Source organism: Streptomyces sp. MI02-7b (genome assembly GCF_033793585.1).
In the GTDB taxonomy this organism is placed as follows: domain Bacteria; phylum Actinomycetota; class Actinomycetes; order Streptomycetales; family Streptomycetaceae; genus Actinacidiphila.
In genome coordinates this window covers 179505-200451 of sequence record NZ_JARAWX010000006.1, presented here as the reverse complement: position 1 = coordinate 200451, position 20947 = coordinate 179505, and the positions used below count along the sequence as shown (strand labels likewise).

Sequence of the window (20947 nt, the reverse complement as noted above, 5' to 3'; positions counted from 1 at the left end):
CGCTCCTATGGCACTGGGTCGCACGCCCGGCGTTTCGGGCTGACAACGTTGTCTACTGAAGAGGGCCGGACCGAGCGTGCGCATCGCGACGCTGGAGAGGTACGTGCCCATCAGATCCCATCCCCCCTTGCCCCGTGCGGTCCCTCGGGGAACCGCCCGCGGGCGCCGCTCGCCTCTGCGGGCGACGGTCGCCGCGGTCCTCACCGGAGCGCTCGGCCTCGCCGCGCTGGCCGGTGGCGGCGCGGCCGTGGCAGCGCCCGGCACGACCTCGTCCGCGGGGACGTCCGGCGGCACTGACTGGACGCAACTCGTCGACCCGTTCGTGTCGACCGCCGGCGACGACGGCAACGACATGCCCGGCGCGCAGGCGCCCCACGGTCTGGCCAAGGTCAACCCGCTGACCACGCCGAACCGCAACCACACCGGGTACGACTACAACGAGGACCACATCGCCGGTTTCACCGCGACGAACCTCGACGGCGTCGGCGGCTCGGGAGGCGGTGGCGACCTGCTCGTCGTCCCGACCTCCGTGCAGTACGACAGCCGCCCGGCCGGCGGCACGTACGCCCACCCGTACAGCCACGACGACGAGACCGCGACGCCCGGCTACTACCAGGTGGGCCTCGGGGCCGTCTCGGGAACCGCGTCGTCGGTGAAGCAGGACTCCGGCACCGTCAAGGCCGAGGTGACCGCGACCACGCGCACGGCGTTGCAGCGGTACAGCTTCCCCGCCGGGTCGAACCCCGAGCTCGTCCTCGACCTGGCGAACAACTACACCAGCCGCACCCGTTCGACGATGAAGGCGACGACGCTCCCGAACGGGACCACGTCGATCAGCGGTCTCATCGCCGGGTCGTTCAACGGCGCCTCGTACAAGCTGTACTACGACGCCACCACCAACGTCCCCGTCACCTCCCTGAAGAGCTGGGGCAACGACGGCAAGCTGAGCGGCGCGACCACGCAGGACGGGACCGACACCGGTGCCGTCCTCGGGTTCGACCAGTCCGCCGGCAACGACATCGAACTGCGCATCACGCTGTCGCCGATCAGCGCCGAACAGGCCGCGACGGACCAGCAGAACGAGGTGGGCGGCCTCACCTTCGACCAGGCGCGCGCGCGGACCAAGGCGGAGTGGAACAGCGCACTCGGCGCCGTCGCCGTGCGCTCCTCGGCGAAGTCCGACCCCGGGTCGACGCTCACCAAGGAGTTCTACACGCACCTGTACCGCATGTACGCGCTGCCGGTGAACGCCACCAGCACCAGCGGCACGTACCGCGGCGCGGACGGAGCGGTGCACCAGGCGAACGGCTTCACGTACTACGACGGATGGTCCACCTGGGACGACTTCCGCAAGTACTCCGTCGAGGCCTACATCGACCCGGCCACCTACCGGGACATGATCCAGTCGCTGATCGAGCTCTTCGCCGACACGCGCACCACCGGCAAGAGCCTCGGCAGCCTCACCCACTCGGTGCCGACCGTGCGCTGGGAGCGCTCGGCCGTGCTGGTCGCCGACGCGCTGTCGAAGGGCTTCAAGAACTTCGACCGGCTCGACGAGGCCTACCCGGCGCTGCTGTCGTACAGCGGCTACTACACGGGCGCGCAGTTGCGGCAGGGCTACGTCACCGGTGACCCCGGCACGACCGTGCAGCGCGGCTACGACCAGTGGGCGCTGTCCGTCATCGCCGACGCGCTCGGCAAGAAGGACGACGCGAAGAAGCTGCGCACCCAGTCGACGATGGCGATCGACAACCTGGTGAAGTCCGGCGCCTGGACGGCGGCCGACGGCACCAAGGTCGGCCTGCTCACCCCGCGCGCCGCGAACGGCGACTGGCAGAGCGCCGACTACGAGAGGTTCGAGGCGGCCGGTCTCTACCAGGGCACGCTCTGGCAGTACCACTGGTACGACGCCTACGACATGGGCGGCCTCATCGACGCCATGGGCGGCCCGAAGGCCGGCAAGGCCGCGGTCGAGCACATGTTCGGCGAGGACTCCACCGTCGACGACGGCTCGACCATGCTGCACTCCAACGCGAACGAGATCGACCTCCAGGCCCCGTACCTCTTCAACTACGTCGGCGAGCCGAGCCTGACGCAGAAGTGGGTGCGCTCCATCTACACCGGCAGCACCTGGAACCGATACATCGCGACGGGCTCCACGAACGAGGCCCCCAGCTCCGGCGGCCAGTTCACCCCGCCGGTCAGGACCCAGGTCTACAAGCTCTCCCCGAACGGCTTCCTGCCGACCATGGACAACGACGCGGGCACCATGTCGACCATGTTCGTCGGCGCGGCGCTCGGCCTGTTCCCGGTGACCGCCGGCTCCAGCCAGTTCCAGATCGGCAGCCCGTTCTTCGACTCCACGACGATCACCTACGCCAACGGCTCCACGTTCACGGTGAACGCCGACGGCGTCTCGCCGAGCACCTACTACGTGCAGAGCGCGAAGCTGAACGGCAAGCGGTTCGACAACACGTGGCTCGACTACTCGCAGATCATCTCCGGCGGAACGCTCGACTTCACGATGGGCTCCAAGCCCTCCCAGTGGGGTGCCAAGACCCAGCCCGCGTACTCGCTGAACACCGACTCCGGCGACACGGGTGACGGCGACACGGGAACGGACAAGGGCGACACCGTCGTCTCCGCCCGCCCGGGCACCGTCGACACCGCCGCGGACGGCCGCGTGGACGACAGCGTGCAGCTCACCCTGGACGGACCGGCGTCGTTCGACGCCCGCAAGGGGACCAGCCTCACCAAGAGCGGTGCCGCGAGCGTGACCGGCCTGCCGGACGGCGTCACGGCCGACCTGCGCGTCGGCGACAAGCGGACGGCGACGCTGTCGCTCACCGGCACCACGCGGACCGACGTGCGCTTCGGCATCACGTTCCGCGACGCGGCCTTCGCCCACGGAGTGCGGGCCTCGACGGTGACGGGCACCGGGATCTCCCCGACCGACCCGCTCCTGATCTCCGCCGCCGCGGTGCACCGCAAGGTGCTCGGCGCGCTCGTCGACCAGGCGTCCCTGGTGCGCAGCGCCAACTACTCCTACGGCTCCTGGAACCTGTTCCAGTCCGCCCTGGAGCGTGCGCGGACCGTCCTCGCGGACACCTCCTCCGTGACGGGCACGATCATGGCCACGCAGGACGCGCTGCAGACTGCCATCGACGCCCTGACCATCGACGAAGGCGGCTACGCCGTCCTGCAGGCCGAGAGCCCCGACCAGAAGGAGGGCCCCAGCCTCATCAGCGAGCGGAACAATTCCGACGGCAACCTCGGTGGCGTCACCGAGGGATCGTGGGAGCGGTTCACCAAGCTGGACTTCGGCGGGGTCGCCCCGCGGACCGTCTCGGTCCGCTACGCGAACTCGCAGGCGACGAACGCGAAGCCGAGCAGCGTGGACATCCACGCAGGTGCCGCCGACGGCCCGGTCGTGGCCACCGTCTCGCTCCCCGGCACCGGCGGCTGGCAGTACTACTCGACGGTGCAGGCGGCCGTCACCGACGCCGACGCCCTGCTGGACGCGAAGAGCGCGACGTTCGTGTTCCATGCCCCGTCGGGCCAGCAGTGGGTGTCGAACTTCGACTGGTACCAGTTCTCGCCGTACGAGGTCTCGACGTCCCCCACCACCACGCTCGCCACGCTGACCGCGGTCAACAGCGCCGCGACCGGCAACGGTTCGCTGCCGCTCAACCTCGGCAACGGCATCTTCGAGAACGTGACGAACGGCGCGTGGGCGCAGTGGAAGGACACGAACCTCCGCAACGGCGCCGACACCGTCACCGTCCGCTATGACAAGCCCCAGTCGCGGGCCGCGTCGGACTCGCACATCGAGTTGCACCTCGGCTCGAAGGACGGCGCGAAGAACGTCGACATCCCGCTCGACTACAGCGGATCGGGCTGGGGAACCATCGCCACCACGAGTGTGCACCTCGACCCGAGCGTCTTCACCGGCGTCCAGGACGTGTACGCGGCGTTCGTCTCCAGCACGCAGACGGCCTCCCAGCCCTACGTGGGCAACGTCTACTCGCTGGCCCTGACGCAGACCGCCGACGCCCCGGTGGGCTTCGACGCCACCGCGTGGCGCTCCAACAGCGGCGGCGGCCTCAAGAGCGAGCCCGTCGGCTGGACGGGTTCGGGTTCCACGACCGACCTCGGCGGTACCTACAACGGCGCCTGGCTCGACTACGGGGACATCGACTTCGGCGCTTCTCCGAAGAGCACCGTCACGATCACCTACGTCAACAACTCCGCCCGCTGCGGCACCGGCTCCGCCGTCCAGCTCTACCTGGACTCCTTCGACACGGCCAACCCCGGCACGCCGTACGCGACCGTGCCGCTGCCGGTCACGGGATCCGCGTGGTCCTCCGGAGGGACGACGAGCGTGACGCTGCCCAAGGCGGTCACCGGCACGCACACCGTCTACCTGCGGCTGACGACGAACCCGGACTCCTCGCACCCGTACGTCGCGAACCTGGGCCGGATCACCTTCACCCACGTCGAGACGCCCGCCGTCACGGACAAGTCCGCCCTGCGGAAGGCGATCGAGCAGTACGAGGGGCTCTCCGCCGACGCGGAGCGCTACGACGCGATCGACTTCGGTGTGTACGGGCGTGAACTCGCGGCCGCACGCACCCTGGTCACCGCCGATGACGCGACCCAGCTCGAGGTCGACACCCAGACCCGCAGCCTCACCCTGGCCGCGGGCCAGCTGATCCCGCTTCCGCGGCTGAAGCTGGAGGACCTGGTCGCCACCGCGTCCGCCCTCGACAACGACCGCTACACGGACGCGTCGTGGAAGGCCTTCACCGCGGCGCTCGCCGCGGCGAAGACCGCCGTCGCGGACGGCACGGCCACGGACGGCACGCTCACCGCACGCTACGACGCCCTCCGCCACGCCATGTCCGCCCTCGCCACGAAGCCCGGGACGGTGCCGGCCGCGCCCGACGCGGTCTCCGCCACGTCGTCCGGCACCAGCGTGACGGTCGCCTGGTCCGCGCCCGCGGACGACGGCGGCTCGCCGGTCACCGGCTACCGGATCGCCCTCAGCGACGGCCACCAGATCGAGATCGGCGATCCGGCGAGCCGGAGCACCACGTTCACCTGGCTGCGGGCCGGCAGGTCGTACACCGCGCGCGTCCAGGCGGTGAACACGTTCGGCGCCTCGCGCCAGAGCGCCGCGACGGCACCCGTGGTGACCGGCGGCGGCAAGCCGCAGAAGCCCGGCGTGACGGGTGTGGTCACCGACGGCAGGCAGGTCCGCGTGACCTGGCGGCCGGCCGGCGACGGCGGGTTCCCGGTCATCGGCTACACCGTGGCCCTGAACGACGGGACCACCGCGCACGTCTCCGGCACGACGGGCACCGCGCTGCTCAGCACCGCGGGCAAGGCGGGGGCGCACACGGCCACCGTCACCGCGGTCACCCTGGCCGGTACCTCGGACGACGCGCCCGCGACCACCTCGGCGACCACCTCGGTGACCGCCGCGGCGGACGCCTCCGACCCGGCGTACGAGCCGTCCCCCTTCCCGGACGAGACGCTCAAGGCGAACTACGCCTCGGACACGTGGCCGGGGACCGGTGACGGGACCGACTACTTCTACGGCCTGCTCAACGGCTTCCGCGACCTCGGCCCCGGCATCCTCGCCGCCAACACCAAGGTGCCGTCCGGTACCGCGCTCACCGCGGAGAACGACCGGATCGCCGTGCGCATCAACAACGCGGCGACGCAGAAGGAGGTGGACCGGGCGGAGGTCGACGCGACGAACAGCTCCACCGTCACCATGGCCGACGGCCTCGGCTCCCGCCTCGGCCAGATCTACCTCGACGCCCTGAACGGCGGCCGGCTGCCCAAGACCGGCGCGCTGTTCGGCCGCGTCACGCAGGGGCTCGACAAGGGCGGGGCGGCCAAGGACCACTTCGGCTACCAGCGTCCGTACGTGCGGCTCGGGTTCGTCGGCGACGGCGGGGACATCTACGAGTCGCAGGACGGCTCGTACGGCAGCCTCACCACCAGCGGCTCGTACCCCAGCGGCCACACGTACGGCGGCTACGAGGCCGGGACGATCCTGGCCACGCTGCTGCCGGAGCTGGCGCCGTCGATCCTCGCGCGTACCTCGGAGTACGGGGACAACCGCATCGTCCTCGGGTTCCACTACCCGCTCGACGTCATGGGCGGTCGCATCGCCGGTCAGGCCACGGTCGCGCACCGGTGGGCCGACCCCGACTTCGAGAACCTGCTGATGCAGGCCCACACCGAGATGGAGAACGTGCTGCTGGCGCAGTGCGAGAAGGAGGGGTACGGCGACACGCTCGCGGCCTGTGCGGGCGACCCCTACGCGGGCCTGAGCCCGGCGCAGGACGTCGACCTGTACACGCAGCGCCTGACCTACGGGTTCTCCCAGGTGGGCAAGGCCGGGCAGGCCCTCAAGACGCCGTCCGACGCGGCGGCCCTGCTGGTGACGGCCTTCCCGGACCTCACCGAGGAGCAGCGCACGCAGATCCTGGAGCAGACCGCGACGGACTCGGGCTACCCGCTCGACCTCACCGCGGACGGCGGCGAGAGCTGGCAGCGGATCAACCTGGCGGCGGCGATGGCGGCCAAGGTGGTCGTCCACGCCGACGGCTCGGTCACGGTGACGAACCACTCGGACGCCACCCAGGCCAGCGTCGCCGACGCCAAGGCCATCACCGTCGGGGGCGTGGCGATCGACGGGTTCGACCCGCAGGTGTCCACCTACGTCGTCGACTGGCCGAAGGACAGGAAGATCCCGTCCGTCTCCGCCGTGCCGGCCCAGTCCGGCGCGCGGGTGAAGGTCACCGACGGCAGCGCGGTCCTCACGGGCGGGCACCGGTTCACCACCCGCACCATCAAGGTGACCTCGGCCAACGGCGCGGTCACCCGGACCTACACGGTCGGGTTCCAGCCCACCGACCGCGACCACCGGCCCGTCGCGGCCGGCGGCCACGGCGACGACGGCGGTGTTGGCGGTGACCACGGGCACGGAGGATCCGGGCAGTGGCCCTTCGGCGGCGCCGGCTCCTGGGCGCCGGCCACCGAGTGGGCCGAGCCGATGTGGATCCCCGGGGCGCGGGACACGATGTGACCGCCGGTCCGGCCGCGCCCCTCGGGGAACGGCCGGACCCGCCGGCCCCCGGCAGGCGCACCACCGCCTGCGAACGGCCCCTCCGGGCAGGATGCCACGGGACCTGCCCGCGATATTCCCGCTCTGCTGTCAAAGATCGCGTGGGCTGATGAGGCAACTGCCCGTGCGGTCTTGGACGAACTCGGGGACAGGGTTTGTGCGCTCGGGTCCGTGGTCTCGGAGGCCACTTCACATGTGGTGCCCTTCCTTCTTGAGTTGGCGGAAGAAGGCCGAGTGGAGTGCAGGGCCGAATTGGTGGACCTTGTTTCAAGGATCTGCACTGCGCGACAGTGGAGTGAGGCATCGGCGGGAGTGTCCCGCCAGGGGGCCGATGTCTACAGGGAGCAGGTTTCCTGGGAAAAGGAAACAAGAGCTGCTGTTGTTTCCGGGAGGCGCGTGTTGCGCTCGTTGAGCTGTGACAATGATCCGGCCGTAGCCGACTCGGCCAGACGTCTCCTCGAATTGTTCGAGTAATTCAGGCCTTGGACGCAATCGCGAAGCCCCGTCAAGTGTCTTGACGGGGCTTCTGCGTGGGGTGAGGGTGCGGTCGGCGGCAAGGTCTGATGGCCGAAATCGATGCGCAACGATGCACGTGTCTCGCGTCAAGCGGGCGGCTCACCGATGGTGTGCGGCCCGTGCTGATGTGTTGGCCGCGTGCGGACCGAGCCGATGCCCGTCCGAGGGCCGTGGCTCTCCGCGCCACTGCGCAGGAGAAAACGAGCAGGTTGCCGCCCGCCCCGTTCTCCGCGCCAGGCATGACCCTGCGGGGACCCCGCCCCGCGGTCCCGCTAGCACTCGATGACGTTCACCGCGAGGCCGCCGCGCGCGGTCTCCTTGTACTTGACCTTCATGTCGGCCCCCGTCTCCTTCATGGTCTTGATGACCTTGTCGAGGGAGACGTGGTGCCGCCCGTCCCCGCGCATCGCCATGCGCGCGGCGGTGACGGCCTTGACCGCGGCCATGCCGTTGCGCTCGATGCAGGGGATCTGGACGAGGCCGCCGACGGGGTCGCAGGTGAGGCCGAGGTTGTGCTCCATGCCGATCTCGGCGGCGTTCTCGACCTTCTCGGGGCCGCCGCCCAGGACCTCGGCGAGGCCGCCCGCGGCCATGGAGCAGGCGGAACCGACCTCGCCCTGGCAGCCGACCTCGGCGCCGGAGATGGAGGCGTTCTCCTTGAAGAGCATGCCGATCGCGCCGGCGGCGAGCAGGAAGCGGACGACGCCGTCCTCCCGTTCGGCCTCCGTCGACGCCTGGGCGACGAAGTTGACGTAGTAGTGGAGGACGGCCGGGATGATGCCCGCGGCGCCGTTCGTGGGGGCGGTGACGACGCGGCCGCCGGCGGCGTTCTCCTCGTTGACGGCCATGGCGTAGAGGGTGACCCACTCCATCGCGTGCGCGGCGGTGCTGCCCTCGGCCCGCAGCTGACGGGCGGTGGCGGAGGCCCGCCGGCGCACCTTCAGGCCGCCGGGGAGGATGCCCTCGCGGGTGAGGCCGGCGTTCACGCAGTCCTGCATGACGCCCCAGATCTCCAGCAGGCCCGCGCGGATCTCGGCCTCGGAGCGCCAGGCCTTCTCGTTCTCCAGCATCAGGCCGGAGATGGACAGGCCGGTCTCGCGAGTGAGGCGCAGCAGCTCGTCGCCGGTGCGGAAGGGGTACTTCAGCACGGTGTCGTCGAGCTTGATGCGGTCCTCGCCGACCGCGTCCTCGTCGACGACGAAGCCGCCGCCCACCGAGTAGTACGTCTTCTCCAGCACGGGCGCGCCGGACTCGTCGTAGGCGAAGAGCGTCATGCCGTTGGCGTGGTAGGGCAGCGAGCGGCGCCGGTGCAGGACCAGGTCGTTGTCGGCGGAGAAGGGGATCTCGTGCGCGCCGAGCAGGTTGATGCGGCCGGTGCTGCGGATGAGGTCCACGCGGGCGTCCGCGGTGTCCACGTCGACCGTGCGGGGGGACTCGCCCTCCAGGCCCAGCAGGACCGCCTTGGGGGTGCCGTGGCCGTGGCCGGTCGCGCCGAGGGACCCGAAGAGCTCGGCGCGCACGGAGGCGACGCCGACCAGCAGTCCGTCGTTCTTCAGGCGCTGGGCGAACATCCGGGCGGCGCGCATCGGGCCCACGGTGTGCGAGCTGGACGGGCCTATGCCGATCGAGAAGAGGTCGAAGACGGAGATGGCCACGGTGAAGGACTCCTCGGGTTCACGGACCCCGTTGTCCGTGGGTGGCCGGCGGGATCGCCGCCGGGTGGTACGGATGGCGCGCACGGGTGTCGCGCGCAAGGTCCAGTGTGCGGGACCGCCCGCCCGGGGCGGTCCCGCACACTGGGTGACGATCGCTACTTCAGGCCGGGGTACAGCGGGTGCCGCTCCGCGAGCGCGGCGACCCGGGCGCCGAGCGCCTTGGCCCTCTCCGCGTCGAAGCCCGGCTTGAGCGCCTCGGCGATGACGTCGGAGACCTCGCGGAAGTCGTCGGTGCCGAAGCCGCGGGTGGCCAGCGCGGGCGTGCCGATCCGCAGGCCCGAGGTGACCATCGGCGGGCGCGGGTCGTTCGGGACGGCGTTGCGGTTGACCGTGATGCCGATCTCGTGGAGCCGGTCCTCGGCCTGCTGCCCGTCCAGGTCGCTGTCGCGCAGGTCGACCAGGACCAGGTGCACGTCCGTGCCGCCGGACAGCACCGAGACGCCCGCCGCCGTGACGTCGGCCTGCGTCAGCCGCTCGGCGAGGATCTTCGCGCCCTCCAGGGTGCGGACCTGGCGGTCCTTGAACTCCTCGCTCGCCGCGACCTTGAAGGCGACCGCCTTCGCCGCGATGACGTGCTCCAGCGGGCCGCCCTGCTGGCCGGGGAAGACCGCCGAGTTGATCTTCTTGGCGAGTTCGGCCGTGGACAGGATGACGCCGCCGCGCGGGCCGCCCAGCGTCTTGTGCGTGGTCGTGGTGACGACGTCCGCGTGCGGCACGGGGGAGGGGTGGAGCCCCGCCGCGACCAGTCCGGCGAAGTGCGCCATGTCGACCATCAGGTAGGCGCCGACCTCGTCGGCGATCCGCCGGAAGGCCGCGAAGTCCAGCTGCCGCGGGTAGGCGGACCAGCCGGCGATGATCAGCTTCGGCCGGGACTCCTTGGCGAGGCGCTCGACCTCGGCCATGTCGACCTGGCCGGTCTCGGCGTCCACGTGGTAGGCGACCACGTTGTAGAGCTTGCCGGAGAAGTTGATCTTCATACCGTGGGTCAGGTGCCCGCCGTGGGCGAGGTTCAGGCCCAGGATCGTGTCGCCGGGGTTCAGCAGCGCGAACATCGCGGCCGCGTTGGCCTGCGCGCCCGAGTGCGGCTGGACGTTGGCGTGCTCGGCGCCGAACAGCGCCTTGACCCGGTCGATGGCGAGCTGCTCGACGACGTCGACGTGCTCGCAGCCGCCGTAGTAGCGGCGGCCGGGGTAGCCCTCGGCGTACTTGTTGGTCAGCACCGAGCCCTGGGCCTGGAGGACCGCGACCGGAGCGAAGTTCTCCGAGGCGATCATCTCCAGGGTGGACTGCTGGCGGTGCAGTTCGGCGTCGACGGCGGCGGCGACGTCGGGGTCGAGCTCGTGCAGGGAGCTGTTGAGAAGCGACATCTGGGGGGTCATCCGTCCGGAGGTCGGGGTGGGCAGGTCGGGGCGGCCTGACGCCGCCGCGGCGGCGTCAGCTGCCGGTGAAGGCGGTGTACTCGTCGGCCGAGAGCAGGTCGGCGGGCTCCTCGGACACCTTCACCTTGAACAGCCAGCCGCCCTCGAAGGAGGCCGAGTTCACCAGGGAGGGGTCGTTGACGACGTCCTCGTTGACCTCGGTGACCTCACCGGAGACGGGGGAGTACAGGTCGCTGACCGACTTGGTGGACTCCAGCTCGCCGCAGGTCTCGCCCGCGGACACCGAGTCGCCGACCGTCGGGAGCTGGACGTAGACGACGTCGCCGAGGGCGTTCGCCGCGTGCTCGGTGATGCCCACCGAGGACACGCCGTCCGCGTCCGCGGCCGACAGCCACTCGTGCTCCTTGCTGTAGCGCAGCTGCTGGGGGTTGCTCATGGCGTGAATTCTCCTGGATGACGGGATGTGCTGGTGAACGGCTGTCTTGACAGGTGGGACGGCGGTACCCGGTGTGCGGGCGCCGCCTCAGCGCTGCCGCTTGTAGAACGGCAGGGCCACCACCTCGTACGGCTCATGGGTACCGCGGATGTCCACGCCCACACCGGAGATGCCCGGCGCGGCGTGCGCGGCGTCCACGTACGCCATGGCGATCGGCTTGCCCAGGGTCGGGGACGGGGCGCCCGAGGTGACCTCGCCGATCACGGCGCCGCCGGCCACCACCGGGTAGCCCGCCCGCGGGACCCGGCGGCCCTCGGCGACCAGACCGACCAGCTTGCGCGGCGGCTCGGCCGCGGCGCGCTCCGCGGCGGCGGCCAGCGCCTGCCGGCCCACGAAGTCACCGGGCTTGTCGAACTTCACGACGCGGCCGAGACCGGCGTCGAACGGGGTGAGGGCGGTGGTCAGTTCGTTCCCGTACAGCGGCATGCCCGCCTCCAGGCGCAGCGTGTCCCGGCAGGACAGGCCGCAGGGCACCAGGCCGGCGTCCGCACCCGCCTCGGTCAGCGCCTGCCACAGCTTCTCGGCGTCGGCGGGTGCGACGAACAGCTCGAATCCGTCCTCGCCGGTGTACCCCGTGCGGGCGATCAGCGCGGAGACGCCGGCGACCGTGCCGGGCAGTCCGGCGTAGTACTTCAGGCCGTCGAGGTCGGCGTCGGTCAGCGACGCCAGGATGCCGGGGGACTCCGGGCCCTGCACGGCGATCAGCGCGTACGCGTCCCGGTCGTCGCGCACGGCGGCCTCGAAGCCGGCCGCGCGCTCGGTCACGGCGTCCAGGACGACCTGCGCGTTGGAGGCGTTGGCGACGACCATGTACTCCTGCTCGCCCAGGCGGTAGACGATCAGGTCGTCCAGGATGCCGCCGTCGGGGGCACAGATCATCGTGTAGCGCGCGCGGCCGACGGCCAGCGCGGAGATGTGGCCGACCAGTGCGTGGTCGAGCGCCTCGCCCGCGGCGGGGCCGGTGACCGTGATCTCGCCCATGTGGGAGAGGTCGAAGAGACCGGCCCGGGTCCGGACGGCGGTGTGCTCGTCGCGCTCGCTGGCGTACCGCAGCGGCATGTCCCAGCCCGCGAAGTCGGTCATGGTGGCACCGAGGGAACGGTGCAGGGCGTCCAGCGCGGTACGGCGGGGTTCACTCATCGGGCGGGCTCCCAAGGACATGGAAAAACAGGTCGGGCGATGACAGGAAGGGGGCTTGCCCTCCCCATCTGTCATCGGAACCTGAGAGGTTCACCTGGACCCTCCGTGCGGAGGAGCCCGGGTTTGCACCTTGGGTGGGGCGGCCGCCCCGGACCGGGAGGGCTCGCCCGCTTTTCAGATGTGCCTCGGACGCGCGGTATCTGTGCCTGAGAGATTCAAGGGAGGACTTGCTCCTTCGGCGCCCCGCCCGCCACGGCGGGAGCGGGGAACTCTCCCGCGCGGCCTCGAACGGCCGATATGTGATTGAGGCCGCCATCATTGCACGGCCGCTCGGCCTTGTCGCGGCCGTGTCCCCGATGTCCCGGTCGGGTCCCGATCGTGTCGTCACCGCGTTGCTTCCCTGGGTAGACGCATACCGAGGATTTACCATTTCTTGAAAGTCTCACCGGGAGGGCGACTGTGCGGTGGCAGAGTGCGTATGCGACGGCCGGGGCACCGGCCGCTCCCCGTCCGGCGGCCGTGCGCCGGCCGCCGGTCCGTCCCCGCAGCGCGGCCCGCGACGGGCGCTCGGTGCGCCCGGGCCGGCTGGTCGACCTGCGCGCGGGCCGCACCCGGGTGCGGCGGTTGCGCTACCCGGCCGGCGACGTCCTGATCGTCTCCGGACTCCCCGGCGGCGGCAAGAGCACGCTCATGCGCCGCGTGTCGGGCGACGCCTGGCTGATCGACTCCCAGGACGTGCGTGAGCGCTGGCAGGCCCGGATGCCCCGGCTGCTGCCCTACGCCGTCTACCGTCCGCTGGTGCGGCTGGCGCACTACACGGGGCTGTGGCGGGCCCTGCGTTCCGGGGCCGGTGTCGCCCTGCACGACTGCGGCACCCTGCCGTGGGTACGGGCCTGGGTCGGCCGGGAGGCCCGGCGCCGCGGCCGGGGGATGCACCTGGTGCTGCTCGACGTGCCCGTGGCGGCCGCCCTCGACGGGCAGCGTTCGCGGGGGCGGGCGGTCTCGGCGTACGCGATGGCCCGGCACCAGCGGGCCTCGCGGCTGCTGCTGCGCGCCGCCGAGGAGGGCCGGCTGCCGGCCGCGTGCACCTCGGCGGTGCTGCTGGACCGCGAAGCGGCCCGGCGGCTCGAGGCCATCGACTTCGACGGCTGAGCGGCCGGGCCACCACGTGACGCGGTGAGGGAGCGGTGAGTTCGCCGACTACTGGACCTGTGAGGCAGGGGCCATCGGCACCGCAGGCATCTCGGGAGCCTGGGGAACCGCGGCCGGGTCCTGCGCCGACTGGTCGTCCAGCGGCAGGGGGATGGGAAGGGGAAGCGCACCGGTCAGGAGCTTCGGCACGGACAGCAGAAGCGCCTGCAGGTCGGCGACGACGGTGGTCACACCGGCGGTCACCGCCGCGAGGTCCTTGGCCAGGACCGCCTTCACCAGCGCGGCGACGTCGTCCACCAGCTTGTTGAGCTGGTTCTGGACGTCGGTCACGGGGTCCGCCGCGCGCTCGCTGCCGTCGGCGGGCACAGCGGCACCCGCGGGCTGCGGGTCGGCGGCGGGATCGGCCGGGACCTGGACGGACGGGTCGGCCTGCGAGGGGTCGGCGGCCGACGGGTCGGCCGACGCGGCCGACTGGTCGACGACCGTGGACAGCTGCTGCGTCGCCTCCTCCAGGCCCTGGCGGAGCTCCTCGAGCTTCGCCGAGTCGGGAGCCTGGGCCTGGGCCTCCTGAGTGAGCTTCGCGCCGATCGACAGCGTGTCACCCAGCTTGGCGATGAGGTCGGCACGGCCGGTCTCCGCCGCATCGGCGGCACGCGCCAGGTGAACGGCCGTGATCCGGACCGGGGCGTGGGCACTCGCGACACCGCCGGTGAGGCCCATCGTCAGCGAACCGCAGACGGCGGCCGCTATGAGGGCGGAGGTGGTCCTGGTGATGCGCATATTGAGGAATCTCCCAAGTGAGGGTTTTGTCCTTGCCTGCCCCACCTTGTGAGAAGTCGTGACCCCTCGCAACCGGACGATCGCGTGGTGTGACGGTTCCCGGTCCGGAGGGGCCCGACGGGCCCGCCTGCGGATAGGGTTTTGGGAGAGGGCACCACGACCGGATTTTGCGAGGCGAGACGCAGTGAACATCCCTGGGCAGCGGATACCCGACGGATTCGCCCCGGCGTTCGCCGGCGCACAGCCCGCCGGCACCTGGCCCGCCAACGAACTCGAGGAAGTCCTCACCGCGGCCCTCGGCGATCCCGGTGCGACCGCGCGGGTCCTGGAGGTGCTGGGGCGCTCGCAGTTGTGGATCCCGCTGCCGGCCGGCGGCAACCAGAGCAGCCCCGACCTGGACCTGCCCACCATCGAACTCGGCGGCGGCGCCTATGTGCCGGTGTTCAGTTCCGAGCAGCAGTTCCTGCACGCCGCGCGGGGCATGGACTTCGCCGTCGCCCCGGCCCGCGAGTTCGCCCGCGGACTGCCGCCGCAGGTCGGCATCGCCGTCAACCCCGGTGGCGCGGTGGGCATTCCGCTGCCGCCGCCCGCCGTCATGGAACTGTGCCGCACCGACCGCGAGCCCGGCACGCCGACCGGGGCCCGGGTCCGGCTGTGGGAGCCCTCGCCGGACGAGGAGCCGGTGGACTTCCTGGCCGCCGCCGCGGGCGAGTTCGCGGTCACCCCGGTCGTCCTCACCGCGCGTCGGGCCCTGGCCAGCGTCGAGGGGGACCCGGCCGCGCTCTTCATCGGCGTCGAACTCGACCGCTGGCAGGAGGAGGACCGGGGCGCCGCGATGACCGCGCTGGGCCGCGCGCTCGGTGCCGTCCCGGTGCCGTGGCAGGTCAATCTCGTCCTCCTCGACGTCGCGCAGGACCCCGTGGGGGACTGGATGATCGAGCGCGTGCGACCCTTCTTTGTCGGCACCGGCGCATAACCTGGGTCCGGCAGGCGAAGCAGCAGACGACGCAGCGACGGAAGGGCGGGTCACGTGGGCGCGGGCGCGGGAGGGGACGGTGGGCTGGAGCATGCGCTGCGGCAGGTGACGCCCGGCAGGTTCGACGCGTACGAGACACTGCTGCGCACCCTGGCCGACAGCGAGGTGTGGATGCTGCTGTGGCAGGGCACGCCCGGCGGCGCGGACGCGCAGTACGGCAACATCGAGGTGGGCGGCTACGGTTACGCCCCCTGCGTGACCTCCTCGCGCGAACTGGCCGCCAGCGGCTGGACCCGGGCGCACGAGGTCGTGTCCGGCCGCGAGATCGCCGCCTCCCTCTTCCCGGACCGCTGGGGCCTGTGGCTCAACCCGCACGCCCCCGGCGGCGGGGTCGGCGTCCCGTGGCTCGACCTGCGGCGGATCGGTCTCGGGCTGGACCAGGCCCCCGCGGGGCCGCTGCGGATAGCCGAGCCCGCGCTCCAGATCCCGCAGTACTACGCCCTGTTGTCCCAGCAGGCCCACCGCACCCCCGCGGTGCGCTCCCTGCGCCGCGCCTGGGTCCAGCCGGCCGTCGGCGAGCCGTACCTCGCGATCGGCGTCGACCTCTACGACGCCGGCCCCCAGTCCGCCGAGACGGTGCGTCTGATGATGCAGTCCGCCCTCGCCGCGGTGCCCCAGGGACTGCCCGTCGCCGCGGTCGCCCTCGCCGACGAGTACGACCCCGTCGGCATGTGGATGCGGGCGGCCGCGCAGCCCTTCTACGACCGAGACGCCCATGCGGGCGGCGGCGGTGGCGCGAGTGCCGTCCAGGGGTGGGCGCCGCAGCGCTACTGAGCCGGGGCGGCTCGCGGGCCCTGCCCGCGGCCGCCCCGTGGACCGTCAGAGCGCCGCCGAGATCAGCCCGAGCGGAGGGCTGCCGAGCTCCAGCAGGGACGTGTGGAACCGCTGCAGCGTGAAGTCCTGCCCCCACTGCTGCCGGGCCCGTTCCCGCAACCGCATGATCTCCAACTTTCCCCAGGTGTACCGCCCGTAGGCCGCGTCGAAGGTGCCCCTGCGGGCCTCGGAGGCGGCGCCCGCGCGCGCGAGGTGGGCGTCGCGCATGAACCGCGCGGTGGCCTCCTCCGGCGTCATCGCCCCCGTGTGCAGCCCGATGGCACAGGCGAGCCGCGTGACGCGGACGAGCGCCTCCAGGGCGACGCCGATGGCGAAGCGGGGGTCGCGGGAGCGGAAGCCCTCCTCCAGGCAGACCTCCTCCACGTAGTGGGCCCAGCCCTCGCAGAAGGAGAGCGAGTGCAGCACCCGCCGGACCTGGGTGGGCGCGTGCCGCAGTGCCCGGCCGTGGGCGAAGTGGCCGGGCGCGACCTCGTGCACGGTGATCGCGGGCAGGCTGGTGCGGCTGAAGACCGACAGCCACTCCTCGCGCTCGTCCTCGGGCCAGTCCGGTTCCGGCGGGGTGACGTGGTACCAGGAGGCGGTGTCGGCCTCCTCGGGGGCGGCCCAGGTCATCATCGCCATGGACCAGCGCCGCGACGGCGGCGCGGGGCCCACGAGGCAGTCCCCGTCCAGCCACGGCACGAGCCCCCGGCGCCGGGTGAACTCGATGACCTCCTCGGTGAGCCGGGCGGCCTCGGGGATCACCCCCTCCGCGGCGGGGTGGTCCGCGAGCAGCCGCGGGATCAGCTCGTCCACGGTGTGCTCCGGGTCGAGCCGCCGGCAGGACTCCGTCAGCAGCTCGGTGAGCCGGTCGCGTTCGCGTTCCGCCTCCTCCGCGAGCGCCGACAGATCCACCGGCAGCCCTTCCTGACTGCCCATCAGTGCGGCGAGCGCGTCCCCGCCGAGCCGCGGGTCGGGGTCGCCGGTCTCGGCGGCCCGGGCGATGTGGTCCACCAGCCGGCGGTGCGCGGCGAGCGCCGGGCCGGCCTCCGGCTCCTGCTCCGGGTCGAGGTCGGCGGCCAGGCCGCGGACCGCCCCCAGGAGTGCCCCGGCGACGGGCGCGCTCACCCGGTCGAGGGACGCCACGGCCGCGTCCACGGCGTCCGGCCACTGCAGCAGATGCCGCCTGCGCGCCTCCGCGAGCTCCTCGCGGGGGGCGTACTCCCGGTCGTAGGCGGTCAGTTCGAGGTTGGACAGATGGGGATAGGGGTCCCGCCGGTGCAGTTCCAGCTCGCCGTACTGGACCCTGAGGGTGTCCTCGAAGACCGAAAGGTGCCGTTCGTCGTGTGTGTCCGTCAGCGGCGCTTCGCGGCGTCGCGCGTGGGCCAGCGCGGACAGCCCGCGGCGTACGCCGTCCGGCGACAGATCCTGGACCTGGCCGTCGTACTCGTGCAGTCCTGCCATCTCCCTGACCACGGGGACCATGAGGTCGCACACCGCGCGAAGCCGATCATTCATGGATCCGACGGTAGCGAGTACGGGCCTCTCCCGGCGATCTGTCAACGCGCGTAACACTGCGGTAATAACGGACGAAGGGTCATCGCATCACGGTTGCGCATCGCTTCCCTGCCAGGTCTGGCGCCTGATCGATGCCGCATTGAAGACTCACGCCTCAAGGCCGCCTCTCACGAGCCTTAACGATCCATCACACGACCGACACACAGCCCAGCGCCACCGCACCACCATCAAGAGCTGCGCCCGACATGGTCGGTCCGCTCCGTCGACCCGGGCGGACGGCCAGGCGAAGCCGGCCACCGCCGGCAGGGGGATGCACGAGGAGACATGACAGCACCGCTGCACGACACCGCTGAAACGGCCGTGGCCGACGTCGCCGCCGACATACCCGCGAAGGCGATCGAGGGCCGTTCGCCCGGTCGTATCGCATGGATGCGCCTCAAGCGCGACAAAGTGGCGCTGGCGGGTGGCGTCATCGTCGTCCTCCTTGTCCTTGTCGCGATCTTCGCGCCCCTGATCGTCAGCGCATTCGGCCACCCGCCGAACGACTTCCACGAGGACAAGATCGACCCGCTGTTCGGCACCCCCACCGGCAAATGGGGCGGCATCAGCGGCGATTACCTCTTCGGGGTGGAGCCGGTCAACGGCCGCGACGTCTTCAGCCGCATCGTCTACGGAACGCAGATCTCCCTGCTGGTGGCGTTCCTGTCCGCCGTCGTCGCGGTGGTCCTCGGCACCTTCTTCGGCATCGTGGCCGGCTATTTCGGCGGCTGGGTCGACGCCGCCATCGGCCGCGTGATGGACGTCCTGCTGGCTTTCCCGCAACTCCTCTTCATCATTTCCCTGGTCTCGGTCATGCCGAACTCGCTGCTCGGTTTCAGCGGCACCGGCGTTCGCATGGGCGTCCTGGTCGTGGTCATCGGCTTCTTCGGATGGCCGTACGTCGGGCGCATCGTCCGCGGTCAGACCCTGAGCCTGCGTGAACGCGAGTATGTCGACGCCGCGCGCAGCCTCGGTGCCGGCCGCGGGTACATCCTCTTCCGCGAGTTGCTGCCGAACCTGGTCGCGCCGATCACCGTCTACGCGACGTTGATGATCCCGACCAACATCCTCACCGAGGCCGCCCTGAGCTTCCTCGGGGTCGGCGTGAAGCCGCCCACCTCCTCGTGGGGCCAGATGCTCTACAAAGCACTGTCGTTCTACGAGACGGACCCGCTCTTCATGCTGATCCCGGGTCTGGCGATCTTCATTACCGTGCTCGCCTTCAACCTCTTCGGTGACGGCGTACGGGACGCGCTGGACCCGAAGGGCTCCCGCTAGCCCTTTGCACACCCGCCCCCTGCCGCTCTCGTCAGGTGGCTTTTCACCGATAGGAACGCAGGTCCGCGGATGTCGCGGACCGCGAATCACGGAGGTTGCGAAAAAGTGACATCCCCACGCTCATCGAGGCGCCTGGCCGCAGGAACGGCCGTCGTGGTCGCCGCCCTGCTGTCCACCGCTGCTTGCGGCGGCGGCGACGGCGGTGACAAGTCCGAGGGCAAGGCCAAGGCTCCGGGCTTCAACGCGGCCGTCAACAAGGTTGCCAACCCGTCCGAGAAGAAGGGCGGCACGCTCAAGTTCGTCGGCACGCAGGATGCCGACTCCTGGGACCCGCAGCGTGGTTACTACGGCTTCATGTGGGACTTCTCCCGCTACTACACCCGCCAGCTGGTGTCCTTCACGCCCCAGCCCGGCCCGGCCAGCACCACGCTGAAGCCGGACCTGGCCACCTCGCTGGCCAAGGTCGCGGACGGCGGCAAGACCTACACCTACACGCTCAAGGATGGCCTGAAGTGGGAGGACGGCTCCGCGCTGACCTCCAAGGACATCAAGTACGGCATCGAGCGCATCTGGGCCCAGGACGTCATCTCCGGTGGCCCGATCTACCTGCAGCAGGTGCTGGACCCCAAGGGTGAGTACAAGGGTCCCTACAAGGACACGTCGGCCGACAAGCTCGGTCTGAAGGCCATCGAGACCCCGGACGACAAGACGATCGTCTTCCACCTGGCCACGCCCAACAGCGACTTCGAGCAGATGCTGGCGATGCCGTCCGGCTCCCCGGTCCCGCAGTCCAAGGACACCGGCGCCAAGTACGGCCTCAAGCCGTTCTCCAGCGGCCCGTACAAGTTCCAGTCGTACACGCCGAACAAGTCGATGGTGCTGGTCCGCAACACCAACTGGAGCGCGTCCACCGACGACCTCCGCAAGGCGCTGCCGGACAAGATCACGGTCACCCTGACCACCAACGCCGACGACATGGACAAGCGCCTGATCAACGGCGACTACGACCTGGACCTGAACGCCACCGGCGTCGGCCAGGCCGCGCGCGCCGAGGTGCTCGGCAAGAACAAGGGCAACGCCGACAACCCGGACACCGGCTTCATCCGCTACGCGGTCTTCCCGACCACGGTCAAGCCGATGGACAACATCCACTGCCGCAAGGCGGTCATCCTCGCGGCCGACCACAAGTCGCTGCAGACCGCCCGCGGTGGCCCGCAGGCCGGTGGCGCGATCGCCCCGAACATGCTCCCGCTGGGCATCAAGGGCTCCGACGGCAGCTACGACCCGTACAACGTCCTCAAGGACACCACGGGCAACGTCGCGGAGGCCAAGAAGGAGCTCGCCGCCTGCGGCCAGCCCAACGGCTTCAAGACCACGATCGCGGTCCGCAACAACAAGCCGATCGAGATCGCCACGGCCGAGTCGCTGCAGGAGTCGCTGAAGAAGGTCGGCATCACCACCGAACTCGACGAGTTCGACGGCGCCCAGACCTCCGGCATCATCGGTGCCCCGAAGACCGTCAAGTCCAAGGGCTACGGCATCATCATCATGGGCTGGGGCGCCGACTTCCCGTCCGGGCAGGGCTTCCTCCAGCCGCTGGTCGACAGCCGGTTCATCCTGGAGAGCGGCAACAACAACTTCGCCGAGATCAAGGACAAGTCGATCGACGGCCTGTTCGACCAGGCGCTGCAGGCGCCCGACGCCAACGCGGCCGGCGAGCTGTACAAGCAGATCAACCAGAAGGTCTCCGAGGGCGCGTACTACCTGCCCTTCACCTTCGAGAAGAACATCATCTGGCGCAGCTCGCGCCTGACCAACGTCTACACGGCCGACACGTACAACGGCCGCTACGACTACGCCTCGCTGGGCGTGCAGTAAAACACCCTCGAATCGATCGAGTGCCACACCCGCTAGGCACGAAGGGCAGGTGATGGCCGCGTGCGG

At 71.0% G+C, this 20947-nt stretch carries 12 protein-coding genes and 1 riboswitch; of the genes, 6 read left to right on the top strand and 6 right to left on the bottom strand.

Annotated features, from left to right (window positions below):
* Positions 1–127: 127 nt before the first annotated feature.
* A complete protein-coding gene (locus PV364_RS12050) occupies positions 128–7102 on the top strand; it encodes a glycoside hydrolase domain-containing protein (protein WP_319659866.1) in 6975 nt (2324 codons plus the stop codon).
* 827 nt (positions 7103–7929) lie between these two features.
* Here the strand turns inward: PV364_RS12050 and PV364_RS12045 are convergent.
* The 4 genes from PV364_RS12045 to gcvT all read right to left on the bottom strand — a co-directional run bounded on the left by PV364_RS12045 (position 7930) and on the right by gcvT (position 12387).
* Positions 7930–9312, bottom strand: a complete 1383-nt coding sequence (locus PV364_RS12045; RefSeq protein ID WP_319659865.1) for an L-serine ammonia-lyase — start codon at positions 9310–9312, stop codon at positions 7930–7932.
* A gap of 155 nt (positions 9313–9467) precedes the next feature.
* Positions 9468–10739: a serine hydroxymethyltransferase gene (gene glyA / locus PV364_RS12040; protein WP_319659864.1), complete on the bottom strand. Its 1272-nt coding sequence runs from the start codon at positions 10737–10739 to the stop codon at positions 9468–9470.
* A gap of 67 nt (positions 10740–10806) precedes the next feature.
* Positions 10807–11187, bottom strand: coding sequence for a glycine cleavage system protein GcvH (gcvH, locus tag PV364_RS12035; RefSeq protein ID WP_319659863.1), 381 nt, complete (start codon positions 11185–11187; stop codon positions 10807–10809).
* 87 nt (positions 11188–11274) lie between these two features.
* Positions 11275–12387 carry a glycine cleavage system aminomethyltransferase GcvT gene (gene gcvT / locus PV364_RS12030; RefSeq protein WP_319659861.1) on the bottom strand — a complete coding sequence of 371 codons (1113 nt, stop codon included), beginning with the start codon at positions 12385–12387 and terminating at the stop codon, positions 11275–11277.
* Positions 12388–12571: 184 nt separating this feature from the next.
* Positions 12572–12674, bottom strand: a riboswitch (glycine riboswitch).
* Positions 12675–12846: 172 nt separating this feature from the next.
* Between gcvT and PV364_RS12025 the strand changes: the two genes are divergently transcribed.
* Positions 12847–13539, top strand: coding sequence for an AAA family ATPase (locus PV364_RS12025; RefSeq protein WP_319659859.1), 693 nt, complete (start codon positions 12847–12849; stop codon positions 13537–13539).
* 48 nt (positions 13540–13587) lie between these two features.
* On the opposite strand, the gene PV364_RS12020 is transcribed toward PV364_RS12025, so the two are convergent.
* Positions 13588–14319: a hypothetical protein gene (locus PV364_RS12020; protein WP_319659857.1), complete on the bottom strand. Its 732-nt coding sequence runs from the start codon at positions 14317–14319 to the stop codon at positions 13588–13590.
* A 184-nt stretch (positions 14320–14503) separates the two neighbouring features.
* Here PV364_RS12020 and PV364_RS12015 point away from each other — a divergent pair, with 184 nt between their 5' ends.
* Positions 14504–15295: an enhanced serine sensitivity protein SseB gene (locus tag PV364_RS12015; protein WP_401978919.1), complete on the top strand. Its 792-nt coding sequence runs from the start codon at positions 14504–14506 to the stop codon at positions 15293–15295.
* Positions 15296–15349: 54 nt separating this feature from the next.
* Positions 15350–16129: an enhanced serine sensitivity protein SseB C-terminal domain-containing protein gene (locus tag PV364_RS12010; protein ID WP_319659855.1), complete on the top strand. Its 780-nt coding sequence runs from the start codon at positions 15350–15352 to the stop codon at positions 16127–16129.
* Between the two features lie 45 nt (positions 16130–16174).
* Here the strand turns inward: PV364_RS12010 and PV364_RS12005 are convergent, their stop codons facing one another.
* Positions 16175–17686, bottom strand: a complete 1512-nt coding sequence (locus PV364_RS12005) for a DUF885 family protein (protein WP_319659853.1) — start codon at positions 17684–17686, stop codon at positions 16175–16177.
* Positions 17687–18010: 324 nt separating this feature from the next.
* On the opposite strand from PV364_RS12005, the gene PV364_RS12000 reads away from it, so the two are divergent.
* Both PV364_RS12000 and PV364_RS11995 read left to right on the top strand, forming a co-directional pair.
* A complete protein-coding gene (locus PV364_RS12000) occupies positions 18011–19003 on the top strand; it encodes an ABC transporter permease (protein WP_319659851.1) in 993 nt (330 codons plus the stop codon).
* A 105-nt stretch (positions 19004–19108) separates the two neighbouring features.
* Complete coding sequence (locus PV364_RS11995) at positions 19109–20881, top strand: ABC transporter substrate-binding protein (RefSeq protein WP_319659849.1); 1773 nt, start codon at positions 19109–19111, stop codon at positions 20879–20881.
* Positions 20882–20947 lie beyond the last annotated feature (66 nt).